General features: G+C 38.3%; 7 protein-coding genes. All 7 read right to left on the bottom strand.

What is annotated here, in order from left to right:
- Nucleotides 1-3: 3 nt before the first annotated feature.
- Nucleotides 4-720: a hypothetical protein gene (locus tag EV197_RS00905; RefSeq protein ID WP_130284853.1), complete on the bottom strand. Its 717-nt coding sequence runs from the start codon at nt 718-720 to the stop codon at nt 4-6.
- A gap of 12 nt (nt 721-732) precedes the next feature.
- Nucleotides 733-6540 (bottom strand): DNA/RNA non-specific endonuclease, encoded by a 5808-nt coding sequence (locus tag EV197_RS00900; protein ID WP_130284852.1) that lies wholly within the window; start codon nt 6538-6540, stop codon nt 733-735.
- Between the two features lie 31 nt (nt 6541-6571).
- Nucleotides 6572-9049: a hypothetical protein gene (locus tag EV197_RS00895; protein ID WP_130284851.1), complete on the bottom strand. Its 2478-nt coding sequence runs from the start codon at nt 9047-9049 to the stop codon at nt 6572-6574.
- 159 nt (nt 9050-9208) lie between these two features.
- Nucleotides 9209-12703, bottom strand: a complete 3495-nt coding sequence (locus tag EV197_RS00890; protein ID WP_130284850.1) for an efflux RND transporter permease subunit — start codon at nt 12701-12703, stop codon at nt 9209-9211.
- Between the two features lie 17 nt (nt 12704-12720).
- The gene (locus EV197_RS00885) at nt 12721-13884 is read right to left on the bottom strand and encodes an efflux RND transporter periplasmic adaptor subunit (protein ID WP_130284849.1); all 1164 of its coding nucleotides are present in this window, start codon (nt 13882-13884) and stop codon (nt 12721-12723) included.
- A gap of 31 nt (nt 13885-13915) precedes the next feature.
- On the bottom strand, nt 13916-15289 hold the full coding sequence (locus EV197_RS00880) for a TolC family protein (protein WP_130284848.1): 1374 nt from the start codon (nt 15287-15289) through the stop codon (nt 13916-13918).
- A 6-nt stretch (nt 15290-15295) separates the two neighbouring features.
- Nucleotides 15296-15892 carry a TetR/AcrR family transcriptional regulator gene (locus tag EV197_RS00875; RefSeq protein WP_130284847.1) on the bottom strand — a complete coding sequence of 199 codons (597 nt, stop codon included), beginning with the start codon at nt 15890-15892 and terminating at the stop codon, nt 15296-15298.
- Nucleotides 15893-15918 lie beyond the last annotated feature (26 nt).

The following is a 15918-nucleotide window of genomic DNA, read 5'->3' as shown; positions in this document are numbered from 1 at the left end:
CGATTATAATAAAGAGTCATCAAGCTTATATGTTACATATTGTTTCCAGTCACTATATGGTATATCGTTATGAGGAGATTTTATAATTAAAATATTCCAAGGATCCCATTCCTTTTTTAGCTCATTGTTTGTTATTTCATGATGCTCTAAAATTGCTTTCTCTATATATTCTGGTAGAGGCATATTTAGGATTCTGGAATTCCCATCTTTTATTAGGGTTATTAAATGATTAATTTGGTCAGATAGTATTTTGAATTCAAATACCCCATTATCCCAAGAAGATTCATGATAATCAAAATCGCCGTCTTCGTCGTAAACAGGATTCAGGAGATTGTTGTCTCTTTCATAATCAAAAATTCGATTCATCATGGTTTCATTAATCCATTGATAAAATACATTGGCGCTGTTTAATTTATTTTCTATCTCCTTTTTGTCATCCCACCAGAATTTCTCTATTTGATTTCCATCAGGAAAAAGTTTTATTTCAACTCTATTAAAGCGTTTTAAAGAATCACTAATTACTGATTTATACTTTTCATTAACTAAGTCTGCTAAATCGAAAATCTCAAAACCGCCAAAAAACTCTTCTTTTCCCTCAGATTCAATGATTATTTTGGGTCTAGAAGAACCATTAGAAGTATATTCTGTTTTAAAAATGGCCCTATCCCATTTTTTCTCCTTGAGGATTTCTAGGAACTTTTTATTAACATTTTTATCCATATGGCAATTTGTTTATGGGTTCTCAATTAAGAATGGTCCATCTAGTGCAGGAACTCCATCTTTAGTAACTATTACTCTTATTTCCTTAGGGCGTTTTGAATTTCCTTCAAAAATAAATTGCATGTCAACATCAATCTTGGAATTTGGATTTGCTTGCTTTAGTTCTGTTATACTCTTTTCCATCTGATACCATTCTCCAGTGCGATTTTGATATGCATTTTGAGAAAAATAGTTTATTTGTTCGCTTGGACCACCCCATTGATTTCTAAATATATGGCCTCCATCATCATCAGGTTTTCCGTCCTTTACTTTTTTTGTGTGCTGTTGATAATCTTCTTTCCTTGCCCTTGGGTTAATATCTAAGTCTTTTATTGACGCTGTTTCAACCCTGCCTAAATTGTCAGTGTTGTATATATATTTACCATTATCCACATCATAAGCATAGTTTTTCATTAATGGCGGATCTATGTTTAATAACTTGTTCCAACCATTTCCAGCATCTCCAGCAATAGCTTTAACCTTTGCTGCTGTAATTTCTACCCATTCTTTGCCACTTCCATCGACTAATTTTAAAATACCGCCTCTGTTTTCTATAGTCCAAGTACTTGGTATTTTATTTAGACTCTCCATAAAGTCATCAAACTTACTTCCTAAAGTTCTTGTTAATAAATCAATAACTCCATCCCCATATTTTCTTGCCCTTAATACAACATAATTATCTGTTCTTGATAAACTAGATGAGATATCGAACAAATCATCAATATTACCATTAGGATCAACTTTATACCATTGTTGTGTTTCTATTAAACCATTATCATATATTTTCATTTCACCAGAAGAGCCAATTATATCACGTTCTATTATTTGCGATATCTCAATGGCACTTTCTGTATTATTACAACTCAATAAACGTATAGTTTTATTACTATCCATCCCCTTTAAATGAGTAGCTAATTTTTGAGTTGTAAGCTCATATTCAGTACCATCAATTAAAATTGAAAATGTATTACTATCGTTTGAATGAATTACAACATCAATATAATTATCACTCTTTTCTATCCATGATGAAACTCTAGATAAATCATCGCCTAGAGGTAGTATATCATCAGAGAAGGATGCCCCTCTTAGATACTCATCTACAAGGGGGCTATTAGGATCCAAACCAGACTTGGCTTTTATTTGGCTTTGGAAAGCTTCTACTTGTTCGTCGTTTAAACCTAAAACACCTTTGTTTGTTTTTAAATTACCATATAGTTTTACGGCTAAATCGGTTAATTCATAACTCAATCTCGCAAACCCATAATACATCATGAGACTGTTCCAGTCTTTGAGGAACTGTTGACCTTCTGGTCCACTATTGTTTATTTCATTAAACCAAACTCGATTAATTGAAGCGTCAGCGACACCCAAAACCATGTCTGAAATTGCTATCGAAGTTCTTACAATTCTTTCTGTATTGTTTAGCACGGTTAATGCAGTCTTGATTTCTCCAACCCCAATGGCAAATAAAGCTACATCTAAAGCAAACATTGCGCCTTGTTCAGCACTTTCATTGCTAACTTTATTAAAAAGCATGAACAAGGTAATAGCAGGAAGCTGAACAGAAGTCCCCTCGGTAAATGACATTTGATTTTGAAAATTATAGTCATCGTGGATAAAAATATTAACAACTTCATATGGGTCATAGACAAACTCAATTGTTTCATCGGAAACGGTGTTTCCATTAGTTGTATACCATATTGGAAAATTACCTAAGACAATTTTTCCGTCCTCTCTCAACCATTCGACATTACCATAATTATTGAAAAGTCCTGGAGAAAAAAGTAACTGCTTATCATCAATAGTTCTGGCTAATGGGACTGTTTCTAAAAGTTCTTTGTTTTCAATTAACCATATAGTAATTGCGGTTGAAATATCTATATAATTTTGACCATCAAAAATATATAAAAGGGAGAAGAGCAAATTGGGGCTATCTGGGTTTTCAGGATAAGCTTTTATTAAGTCGGATAGGAAATTTTTCTTGTCATCGTCTGGCATTGACGTTATTAATAACCTTATAGCTGTTTCTCTTTGAGCTATGGCATCATCCGCTAAATCAAGAATCCAGTCTTCTCTTGGGTTAGTTGCAGTAACTTTAATATTTCTGGCATATGCCCTAAGAATAGTTAATCGTTTTTCGTATTCTAATGTGTTGAAATCAGTAACATTAAATCCAACTAAAATTGCATCAAGATCTGTTTTAGGTGTATTAACGCTCAAGTTATTAAGTAAATCGCTCTGATATTGCCTGTATTCATCCAAATATAATCTGAAAGAATCTGCATATAATTTAAAGAATAAAAGAGCATCAGAAGAATCCTCCATTTCTTGAAGTCTAATATAAATATCTTCATATTTTGAACCTAAGGAATGTGTAGTTAGCTTTATCTCAAACTCCTCAAATAGCTCATTTTGAAAAGCCGCTAATGATATTAATCTAAGAATAGAAAAATGAGCATAATTATTACAACCACCGAATCTTTGAATCATCTCTGACTCAAGAACAGTGAAAAAATCTGGGTCTACAGCAATGTCATATTTGTTACTAGACGGCAAAGGATTCATATTGAAAAATTTACTATCCAAAATGTTTCTTTGCGTCTCAGCATAATGTTGAGTGTTGTTACTCTTCATTTTAATCGGAAATTTGATAACATCCTTAATAGGGTCTATTATTTGGTCATAAGGTTTAATGTTTTCAACACTAAATTTTGATAAATAGAAACCGTCAGAACAAGAGTACATCATTATAGCACTTGAGAGATAATTATTGATATTTGAGGGCATTGTGTACTCGCCTTCTTCTGATTCTTTTCGATACTTATCTTCATCAAAATTGTAATTATAGTTAACTACAAAATCTTTTTCTTCTTCAATACCAAAGCCTAGTAATGTCCCTTGAACAACATCAAATTCAGAGAAATCACTACGTAAACCATCTTTAAATACTACATGCTTTAAATTCGCTTTCGGAATAACTATAAGCTCACCACTTGGAGAAATGAAAGTAAATGTTTCGCCCGCTTCATTCTCCAATCCATTAAGTTGAGAAATATTGAAACCTATATTTTCCCCATCCTCATCGCCCTGGAACCAATAAATTTGGATACCTGGAGCGTGCATCTTTTCCCACTCCATATGATTAAAGGTGACCCCATTACCATAATCCATTAACAGATCTGTAGCACCAGAGGTGGTATTGTACTCTGTAAACGGATGCTCTAAGCCAAATACCCCGTGACCTAGCTCGTGAGCTGCGGTTCTACCTACATCACTTTGATCAAAGACAAACCCATACTGCCGCTTTAACGGCATAAAGCCGGATACTCCATCCTTAGTCACCGGCATATCGGTAACAAAGAGGTAATACATCTGGCTATCTACTGTGGCATTGGTTTTATAATAATCAATGATAGCCTTTTCTTCTGTAGTATAATGTTGTAGCGTTTTGCTATCTCCAATATCTAGCTTTTGGTTTAATTCAGCTATGTCCCAAACGTTTTCAGGTATGTTGAGACGAGGCCCAGTTTCGACGTTAAACTTAATCCCGGCCGGATTGTAAATTTCATTAATACGATTGGCGACATCATTAGGTACGGATGCCCCATTAACAGGCACAAGGGTTACATTGATGTCGGTAACTTCTTGTGAGGCTAAATGCCATAGATAGGCGTTACCGGCTACATCAAACTTCGAGGTAGAATCTTTTGGCTTTACCGCAGCAATGATCTCTTCTTTACCAAATTCAAATGCTTTTCTGATGGATAAAGTCGCCGTGTTACCATTCCAGTTGGCAGGTACGTTGACCCCTTCTTTGGTTTTAAAGATGATATCCTCTTTAGTAATATCGCTGTCGTTAAAGGTTGCCTGAGCCGTTAAGAGGTCTGAGGGATGCTCCGGTAAGTTAGACACCGCTTTATAGATAGGGTAGTAGGTACCACCCCCTGTTACAGGAATACTTTCGTAATTATTGGCAATACTACCCCCGGCATTTTGCGGATAGGTATCCACTGCATAGTATCCAGATTTTATAAAGTCGACACGTACGCCGGTTGCGGTTATTTCATTAACTCCTCCGGATCCCACACCATTGGTGTTCCCGGAATTCGCCGGGCCACCTTCTGCTTGTTGACCTTGGGTAACGGTGCCATCTTCGCCTACCTGCCAGGTTTCTCCCGTATTGTCCACGTAGATTACGTCTTCACCACCAGGTTGAATAATTTCCTGACCATCTGCTGTTATAATTGTTATGGTACCGTCATCGTTAACCTCAATATCAACAATGTCATTATCCACATTGATCACATCGATATCTCCGTCATCCCCAACGACAACCTCAATAATCTCATCGGCATCGACAATACTGCCCCAGTTAGGATCATATGTGGTTACTACGAAGCCGTCCACCAGCTTCATATCTGTATTAACTTTGATATTTTCAAACTTTACGGGGATGCGTACTGTGGCTAACCAGGGGGTACTGATATAGCCTTCGCCTGTAATGCCCCCTCCGCCTACGGCACCTCCCCCAAGAGGGGAGGAAAGTTCTTTTATATATATCGGAAAGTCGCCAGCAGTAAATACATCATTTACGAATACCTCAGCAAGTAATTCTTGATTTGATAAGTCTACCGGATCGGGTTGTATGCCACAGGCGGTGTATTCTTCTAGCTCCTCCGTTAAGGTTCTAAAACTGTCCACTGGCGATTCGCTATAACTCTCCTTGGTACAATGCCCTACAACCTTGTATTCGTAGACGGTATTTTCTTTGAACTCGTCGATAGTAATATAATCTCTGGGCGTTGTTTTTTGGTACCAGCGCTCGCTACCTTGCTCGCGGTAATGGACGGTATAATCCAGATGATCTGGCTGACTTGTCCAGCTGATGGTCGCCTGGGTACGGGTAACATCCTTTACGGTAATGCCGGAGGGTTGATTGCAATTGCCCAGATAATCAAACCAAAAGATTTCACTATTACCGTTGTTGTTAAAGACAGAAACTTCCTCACCATTGTTATTGGCAAAGGCTCGGATTCGCCAAGCATAGCGCTTACCGGGCATCAATAACGGTTGTAGCGGCCCGTATACTAAAGAAGTGTTGATGGTAGTCTCTTGATAAAGTGGCGGTGACGCCAAGAAAATAGCCTGTGGATCAATGTATTTATCCCAAACTTCAACCAAACTGAATTCATAGTTCACATTAGGCACGTTGACCTGTCTAGGAGTCCACTGAAATATAATGTTGGTTGGGTTTTGTTCTGTTATGCTCGATTGATTGTCTGGCTTATTTAAAAAAGGAGGTTGGTTGTTTACTAAAAAGATCGTTGCACACTGCTGCGTGGATAGGCGATTGCCATTAAACGCATCAAATACTTCAAAACAGAAACGATACGTTCCATCTGGTAGCGCGCTGTTATATTGAACAGGCGAAATACCTTGTAGGTTTTGAAATTCATAATACGGAGCTAGATCCGCTAGGGTAAGGTTCAGTGGAACCCCACCATCAAGGATCAATGTGGGTGCGCCCACAACGACTGCTGCACTGGTCGCTGAAATTCCATTACCCTCGATAGCGATTCGTAGCCGAACTTCTCGACTAGAGGCGGTGATGTCACTCAGCACTAATTGCACCCGAAGCGGACTATTGATCACGTTAGCGTTGGCATACCCAGAAATAGCAGTAGGATAGGGTGGTAGTGCCTGAGCCGTAACCCGTATCGGAAAGTTCTGAGCACTTACCGTTTGTATACAAAGGAGTAGTAAAAGTAATATTCGTTTCATAATCGATTTGGGGGCATTCAATCAGCAGGTATTAATCTATAGTCTCTTTATATAAGTTGTCATAATAGCTGATGATTTGTTCCTCTAAATATATGTTAATTTTTTCTAAATTTTTATCTTTTTGATAGCGATCGAACGCCAGCTCTTGATACTGATCGGTAAATTGTTCTAGATTTTTTAAACGATCCGTGAGGCCGTTTCCTGCAAATATCTTTTCAATCTCAAATCGGGTAAAGAGATACGATTCTAATCGTTCGGCATCTACTTTTTCGATGGTCGTCAGTTTCATATAGTCGAACTGCTGCTGTTCATCCGCATTCTTACGTTCTTCTACAGATAGTTTATGCAGTGGATGGCTTTCTTTGTCTGCTTTAGCTAGTGCATACTTTTCTTTCATCTGCTGTTCTTTGCCCTGCAGTTCCTGACGTAATTTTTGTAAGGTGCTCGTTAAACTTTCTTTATAAACCCGTACGAAATCTTTTCTGGCATAGACTGCATCTAAATAGTCAATGGCTTCATTTCTAAAATCATCATCTTGAGCAGCTTTGGTTTTAAGAGTTGCCAATTGCTCTTCTAAGCGTTGTTGACCAAAGGCCTCTTTGTTTTTTAGGTAATCGTCATACGATTGTGCTTCAATTTGATTGATCACCAAAGAGGTATTACCTTCATAGACGGTACCCCGATATCGGAAGCGATAATAGTTTTGCTTGGTTTTACCTAACTCTATTTCTAGTTTTTGTAAGCTGTCTTTCGGTGCATTCGCTTGACCTATTTCATCATTTTCATCGGTTCTTCGCTTTAAGAAGCGCAGATCAGGTTTTTTAACATCAAAAGAGTAGGTATATCCAAAAGTCAGTGTAAAATCATTGGCCTTAGTAGTGGTACTGTTTCTAAAAAGTGCCAGAGCGTTTAGATTAAAATTGTGCTTCTCTTTATAGATATATCCTGATGAAGCCCTAAAGTTCATCACATTACCCTGAGAGGTGCCATTGACCAGACTTTCATTGTAGGAAGCAGAGATGCCTGTGCGTAGCTTTTTATCAAAAAACTGCTTGTTTACACCTACAGTAGGGCCATAGGTTAAGGCATCATTTTCTTCGACTTTATTGAAGGCAGCATTAACAGCAGCGTTTAATGATAAGCTTCTTTCAGGGAAGGTCAGGGCGTAGTTGGCGGCTGTATTGTAAAAGTTAGTGGTATTGTTGGTAGCTTCGGCTGTTCCTTGTTCGTCTTTGGTGGTTTGGTAAGTAAGGTTAAACCCAATGTTTTGTTGTTTTGTTTTGCTTTGCGATAGCAAATACCCAAGGTTCAAAGAGGCATTTTGGGACACCTGTCTAAAATCTAAGGTATCTAAATTTTCTAAAGGATCTACTTGATTGATCACGTCAAAAGCAGTTCTGATATTGGTATAGGATTGAAAGTTAGAATAGGAAGCCGCAATGTTCAATCGGTCTGAAGCCTTTATCGTGGCATTGGCAGCCGAGACAATTCGGGTAGATTGGGATTCTTTCTCGTCTCTAAGATCATCTCGCTGCAATCCGGCATTAATTGCTAAATTAACACGACCATTGAATAATTCCTGAGCGGCATTAACTGTTATATTTTCAAGGTCATTATTAAAAAAGTAGGCACCAAATGTGCGATACTCTGGATCGATACGTTCATACCCTACACCAACACTTCCACGGCCATAGGTGTAGGTAAAGTTGGCGTTCATAGCGGTGTAGTAGTCTGTAGAGGCTTTTTCGTCAATCAGCAGTCCGAATACAGCATCCTGCGCTTCGCGCTCATCTTCAATATTTTCGGTTACTGCACTGCGCGCAACTTCGAGGTTGAAGGTTAAGTTTTTGAATACATTAACCGAAGATTCAAGGCTTACTACCAAGTTTTCTTTGGGATCAATATTGATTTCTGAAGGTATTGGATTGTTCAGCGAATTGATTTCATCCTTAGCTTTAAATACCGTAAGGCCAAGATTCCATTGGTTGAACTCATATCCCGCTTTGAGTCCATATCCCATTCTTCTATAGGCGGGTATCGCTTCAGGAACTTCAGCATTGTATTCTGTAGCTCTTAGAAGGCGTCCGTAAAATGCACTTAGTTTCCAAGGGCCGTTTGGCGTAAGATCTGTTCCGAAACCCGTAAACTGATGTCCATTAACCGTGTAAGGCGAAAATGTCATCGCCACATCACCGATATGCGTAGCCACCCACTTATAAGAAGGATGAATGCTGAGACGATTGATCTTAAATGGGGTATTGTATGAAAAGTCTTGATTGGTATATGAAAAAGATAGCGGGATATTATAAATCCCACTAATGTTAAAATTAAGGTTACCGTTTACAAAATAAGTAAAAGGATCTCTATTGGCCGAGCCATTGTAATATATCGTATTTGCGGAAATGCCACCATTTACCTTAACCAAGGGGGTTTTACCTATTTGATCCAGGTTTTGACCAAATGCAATACTAGTCAGTAAAAAAAAGGTTAAGAGTAATTTTACTTTCAATGCCGCTTATTTTGGGATGGCGAATTTAGTATTTTTTTAACAAAATGCAAGGTGAAATTAGTAGTATTCAGGATTTTAACAGTCGTTAATTTATGGTATGATTGTAAAAAGTAAAACCCCGCTATTGCGAGGTTTTATTATTTTAATTATTTCTGTAATCTAAGCTGTTGCTACAGCTTCTGGTCGTTCTACAATTTCTTTTTTGGTAAATCGTACTTTAACTCTATTAACAATAAAGAACAAACAAGGTACAATGATCAAGGTTAAGAAGGTAGCGATGATCAATCCATAAATTACAGCCCAGGCCAGCGGTCCCCAAAAGATAACGTTGTCCCCACCTAAATAGATCTTAGGATCGAATTCCGAAAACAGGGAAAAGAAATCTAAGTTGAAACCTATGGCTAATGGGATTAACCCCAGTACCGTGGTAATTGCGGTTAGTAATACCGGTCGCAACCTGGCTTTACCTCCTTTAACTACTAATTTCAATACTTCTTCATTTGATAACATTTGGTTATCATCCAAATCCAGCTCCGCTTTTCTTCGATCAATCAATAATTGGGTATAATCGAGTAGTACCACCCCATTATTTACTACAATACCGGCTAACGAAATGATACCCATCATCGTCATCATAATCACAAAGGAAGCTCCGGTAATTAAAATACCACCAAACACACCAATAAAGCTCAGAAATATGGCCAGCATAATAATAGTTGGCTTGGATATCGAACTAAACTGGAAAATAAGGATTAACATAATCAGTCCAAGACCTGAGAAAAAGGCACCCATTAAGAACGACATTTGCTTATTTTGTTCTTCAATCTGACCGGTATAATCAATTTTAACGCCTTTGGGTAATTCGTCAAAAGCCTGCATTTCGGTTTGTATCTGAGATACAATGGCACCAGCATCGGTATAGCCAGGTTGTAATCCAGAGTATACTGTAACCACTCGTTTGCCATCTTTGTGTTTAATTGCACTAAAAGAGGAGGTGTTCTTCTGAGAAGCTACTGCAGAAACGGGTATTTCTTTAATTCTACCCGTTGCAGGGTCCCTAAAGGTGATGTTTTGGTTAAATAAAGCACTGGTATTGTAACGAATATCTTCATTAAAACGAACATACATATCATAATCTTCACCATCTTGCTTGTATATTCCGGTTTTTTCTCCAAAAATGGAGCGTCGTAACTGGTTACCTACTTGCCCTGCTGATACGCCCAATTCACCCGCTTTTTCACGATCAACGGATATAAGCATAGACGGTTTTCCTTTATTGACATCAATCTTTAACTCTTCAATTCCTGCGATGTTTTTTTGATTGATAAAAACACGCATATCCTCAGCAATATTGATCAGTTGATCATAATCCGGACCTTCAATTTCAATATTGATAGGATATCCTGCAGGTGGTCCAACGGGATCTTTTTCTACGGAAATCGCAACTCCTGGATAGATGCCTTTTAAGGCTTCCTGCACTTTGCTTCGCAATACTTCAGAATCTTTGCCTCTACGATACTTATACTCGCGCATTGTTGCGGTGATCTTGGCTTTATGTGGCATTTCTGCCGCGCTACCTCCATCCGTTTGTGGGTTACCGGCTCCTTCGCCTACCTGGGATACGGCAGATTCTACCAAAAAGTTGTAACCATCATCCGTATACATATCCGCATTGATCACATCATAAACCCTTTGCTCAATTTCTTTGGTAATCTTGTTGGTTTTATCGATGTCGGTTCCCTGTGGATATTCGATATACACCACAATTTGATTCGGTTTATTATCTGGAAAGAATTCTACTTTAGTTCGCTGACTACCAATGGAGGCACCAAATAAACCAAAAACAACAAATAACAATATTAAGGTTCCTATGGAGAAAGTATAAGGTCTCCATCCTTTAAGGGCGTAGCTCAAAAAGGTATGATATTTATTTTCGAGCCAGGTTAGTATGTTTCGCTGAAAATAATTCGCTGCTCCTTTTAATACATAGCGATATAACCAAAACATTAATGCAGTAACCAACATTAAGGAGCCTAAAGCTCTTACTTCACCACCAAATATGAGGATCGGAAGTCCAATCCCGCCTAAGATTAAGGACAAACGAATCAATTGCTTGCGGGTGAGTTTTCGTTCGCCAACCTCCATAAATTGAGATACCAACATAGAGTTGATGAAGATCGCAACAAAGAGTGAGGATCCCAGTACCACGGATAGTGTGATGGGGAAGTAAATCATAAACTCTCCCATAACTCCAGGCCACATTCCTAGGGGAATAAAAGCAGCAACCGTAGTGGCTGTAGAAATGATAATAGGGAAAGCAATTTCTCCAATACCTTTTTTAGCCGCTTCAATCCTGGACATGCCTTCTTCTTCCATTAAGCGGTATACATTTTCGACCACCACAATACCGTTATCCACTAGCATTCCCAGTCCCATAATTAAGGCAAAAAGGATCATGGTATTCATGGTATAGCCTAAAGCGGATAGGATCATAAAAGACATAAACATGGACATAGGGATTGCAAATCCTACGAAGAGTGCATTTCTAAACCCTAAAAAGAACATCAGTACGCCGACTACCAGGATAATACCAAAAATGATATTATTCACCAGATCGCTTACCTGATTTTCGGTCTTTGCAGATTGGTCATTGGCTACCGTGATTTCTAAATTGCTAGGTAAGACATCTTTTTGAGCGTCTTCAAGAATTTTGTTAATCTTTTCGACCGCTTCGATCATATTTTTACCGGAGCGTTTTTTTACATCAAGCATCACCACACTTTCTCCAAATTCTCGGGCATAAGTGGTTTTATCCTCCTCTTCAAAACTTATGCTGGCAATATCTTTGAGATACACCGCACCGTTTTGTGATTTTACCACAAAATTTTCAAGTTGGTAAGGGTTCTGTATTTCGCCTAATATGCGTAAGGTTCTGCGCTGTCCGCTGGTGATTAGGTTACCGGCAGACATGGTTACATTACCGCCACGGATGGCGTTAATGACATCATCAAAACTTACGGTAGCTGCCATCATTTTATAAATATCTACGGCAATTTCTACCTCTTTGTCTTGCGCCCCACGGATGTCCGCTTTTTTAATTTCGTCCAGGTCCTCGATTTCATCCTGTAGGTATTCGGCATATTCTTTTAGTTTTTCTACCGGATAATCACCTTTGATGTTGATATTCATGATAGGAGTTTCCTCGGATATGCTGAGGTCAAAAATATCAGGTTCTACTTTGGCGCCTTCGGATATCGGCCAGTCAGGAGAAGCTTTTTCAGAATCTACTTCGTCCTTAACTTTTTGTTTGGCTTCGGCAACGGCAAGCTTATCGTCAAACTCTACGATGATGATTCCGTAGTTTTCCTGAGAGGTGGAAGTGATTTCCACGACATTATTCAGATTTTTCAGCTCATCTTCTAAAGGGTCAATAATAAGTCGCTCTACATCTTCTGCGGTATTACCGGGATACGGAACACTGACATAAATTTTGGTTTCGTTGATCTCCGGAAAATTCTCTCTGGGCATAGAAAAATAAGCGATCAAGCCCAGGACCAAGAAGATTCCGATCATTACATATATAGTAGTAGGATTGTCGATGGCCCAAGAGGACAATCGAAACTCCTTATCTACATTTTTTTGATTCTTTTTCATCCTAAAATCGTTACGAATTAGTTGATTATTTTTACTTCTTGATTGTTCTGTACACTACGGGCACCTTCGCTAATGATTTCATCGCCATTGGCTAGCCCTTGTAGGATTTCTATATAGTCACCCTGGGTTTTACCGGTTTGGATAATTACACGTTGTGCAACTGCGGTACTATCTCCTTTTTTACTTTTGGTGACATACACATATTGCTCGCCATCAGCATTTTCGGAGATGATACTTTGCGGAATTAAGATTGCATTTTCTTTAGTATAGTCATTGATCTTTACCTTGGCCGTAAGATTCGGTTTGATACTACCATCTTTGCTAGGGATTCCAAATTCTACGGTGAAGGATCTATTGTTAGGGTTAATGTAATTACCCACTTGTCTGATCTTTGTGGTTACCGTTTCATTCAACACCGGAAAGTACACTTCTACATCTTTACCTTTGGTAATATTAGGAATGTATTTTTCAGGCACTTCGGTTTCGATATACATATTATCCAAATTGACAATTCGCACGATTTGATCCATATTGGTCACTACGCTTCCTTGTTCAGAAAAAACATTATCAATCACTCCGGCAAAAGGGGCGCTAACAACCGTTTTAGCTAGTTGACTTTTTAGTTGAGCCACTACATTCTGTTGCGCTTCGAAGGCAGTTTTAGCTTGTAAGTATTGAATTTCAGAACCAATTTTCTGTTCCCATAGGCGTTTTTGACGCTCAAAGGTCGTTTTGGCTAATTCTGTTTGTACTTCGGCTTGCGCCAATTGTTGACTAAGACCCCCATCATCAATCTTGGCTAAGGTTTGACCTTTAGCTACTTTATCACCCTCTTTAACAAAGACTCTAGTTAATGTTCCTGGCATTTCTGGATGTAGGACTATATTTTGTTTCGTTTCTACGCTTCCTTGTAATTCTAGGTAGTGGGTAAAAAGCGTGTCATTGGCTACTATAGTCGTTACCAAAGGACGCTTTTTTAGGGTATCCTTAGAGGCGATAAAGTCATCAATCCTTTTAAGTTGTTCTTTTAAGGCTTGTTGTTTGGCAGCAATTTCTTTGCGCTGAGCGCGAATGGCTTCAAGATCTCCTTTTTCTAGTGCTTTGTCTACCGATTTAAATTCGTTGTTTCCACAGCTTACGGTGAAGGCTATTGCAACAAGTATATATACGATTCTTTTCATTGTTTTGTTCTAATTTTTTAATTCTAGTACGTTATTTATCCGTTGGTGAAACATCTGGTAGGTTCAATATGGTTTCCAGAGCTGCTTTATTATTGATAATGCTCAGTTTTGCTTGTAAAACTTGCTGTTGAGACGAATACAATTGTAGTTGAGCCTGTCGCAGGTCAAAGCTGGACGCCAAGCCTTCTGTATATTTGATTTGATTTTTGTTTTCGATTCGTTCTGCTAGTGCTAAATTTTTCTTGGCAGCTTCATAATTATCAATGGCTTGTTTGAAATCACTACTTGCCTTATCATACTGTAACTGAATTTGTTCTTCTGCTTTACGCAGCTCAGTTCGCGATTGTTCCAGGGCTATTTTGGCTTGTTGTGTTCGAGCACTACGGCGAAGCGAACTAAAGATGGGTACTTTTAATGATGCTCCTAAAACGGAGGATTGAAACCAACGTGTTTCACTTTCTAGAAACACAAAATCATTATTAAAAGCGGTCGTTCCGTAGTTTATAAATGCAGAAATACTGGGTAATGCTCTACTTTTTTCCAATTTCATTTCTAAACGTCTTTGTTCTGTAAGCAACTCAGCTAATCGATAATTCACATTGTTTTCTAAAACAAATGGTTTGGTTGTGACTGATTTATCCAGATTCTGCATAGTTAATTGATCCAGATCATCAGTTAATACAGTTTCTGCACCTACTTCAATGCCCACTGTTAGGTTAAACATTTGTAGGGCTATTTTGGCTTGTCGCTGCGCATTTTCTAATTGATTGGTGATTTGCAGAAGGGTAATTTGTAATTGTTCTACGTCTTCTTCTTCCGCTAGTCCATTTTCAAAAATTAACTTCGTTTCTTGATAGTTTTTGTCTAAGGTGTTTTTATTCTCCGTTAGAATACTAACTAATTCCTGAGCAACTAAAACGCTTCCGTAAGCATTGATGACCCCTCGGCGGACATCAAGGCGTGTTTTTTCCTCCACATCATCAGTATATTGTAAAAAACTCTTGGCCGCTTCGAGCCCAACCAGGTAAGATCCATCAAAGATAAGTTGTGATAGGGTAGCCGTTAATTGCATTTGCTGTTGGGGAGCAAATACTACTGGGACAAACGTTCCTGGTTCTCCACCGGCAACTTCTCCGGGTAAAGGAGTAACCGGTTGTTTTAACTGATTCGTATAGTCTAAGGCTCCATTGATTTGCGGTAATCCATCTGCTGTGGTTTCCCACTTTCGTTTCAATGCTTTGGCAACATCTCTACGGGCATTAATAGCTTCGTAACTGTTTTCTAAAGCATATGTTATGGCTTCTTCTAAAGAAAAGCTATAGGTTGCTTTTGCAGGAGAATCCTGAGCTTGCAGTAAGCTAGTGACAAGTAGGCCAATTAAAATTGACCACATAGGGTTTCTCATAGTCTATTATTCTTTAATCAAGTTGTTTAAAATTTCTATTCCTTTTTGTGTTGCAATTCCTCGGATGTGATATTCCAAATAGTTTTCCATAAGTGTAGGCATGGGGAACATATCAGATGGAAACATGGTTTGATCTTTAATTCCTGCAATTGCAGTAAAATATAAGCGTGATACAAATTCTACGTCGATAGTGTCTCTGAATACCCCAGTTGCAATACCACGGTTTAAATTTTCGATCACACATTCTTGCATCACCTCAAATTGCTTTGCTTTTAGCGTAGTGTGTATCTTAGGGTAGTATTTTTGAAGCTGATATTGTGGCGAGGTCTTTTCATCTTTAAGGTTTCGCATTACAAAAGACTTTATAGCAAATAATTCCGCTATGGGTTCATGTTTTTCATCTAGTATGCCATCGATTCCATTACAAATCGTGCAGAACAAATGCTCTGTGGTAGCTTCTACAAGTTTGGTCTTGTTTTTAAAGTGCGTGTAAATGGTTTTCTTAGATATCCCCATTTCTGAGGCGAGATCATCCATGGTAACACTCTTAAACCCAAGGTTAAGAAACATATCTTTAGCAGTCTCTATAATTTTATCTTTCATTTTTGGGGAAATAAATTTCAGGCAAA

It is taken from the genome of Aquimarina brevivitae, from assembly GCF_004216895.1.
GTDB lineage: Bacteria > Bacteroidota > Bacteroidia > Flavobacteriales > Flavobacteriaceae > Aquimarina > Aquimarina brevivitae.
Note: the sequence above shows the minus strand (reverse complement) of the source record. Positions and strands in the feature narration are given on the sequence as shown.

Bases quoted from the DNA above. Each gene is read 5' to 3' on its own strand.
- EV197_RS00905 (WP_130284853.1), bottom strand. From the start codon at position 720: ATGGATAAAAATGTTAATAAAAAGTTCCTAGAAATCCTCAAGGAGAAA.
- EV197_RS00900 (WP_130284852.1), bottom strand. From the start codon at position 6,540: ATGAAACGAATATTACTTTTACTACTCCTTTGTATACAAACGGTAAGT.
- EV197_RS00890 (WP_130284850.1), bottom strand. From the start codon at position 12,703: ATGAAAAAGAATCAAAAAAATGTAGATAAGGAGTTTCGATTGTCCTCT.
- EV197_RS00885 (WP_130284849.1), bottom strand. From the start codon at position 13,884: ATGAAAAGAATCGTATATATACTTGTTGCAATAGCCTTCACCGTAAGC.
- EV197_RS00880 (WP_130284848.1), bottom strand. From the start codon at position 15,289: ATGAGAAACCCTATGTGGTCAATTTTAATTGGCCTACTTGTCACTAGC.
- EV197_RS00875 (WP_130284847.1), bottom strand. From the start codon at position 15,892: ATGAAAGATAAAATTATAGAGACTGCTAAAGATATGTTTCTTAACCTT.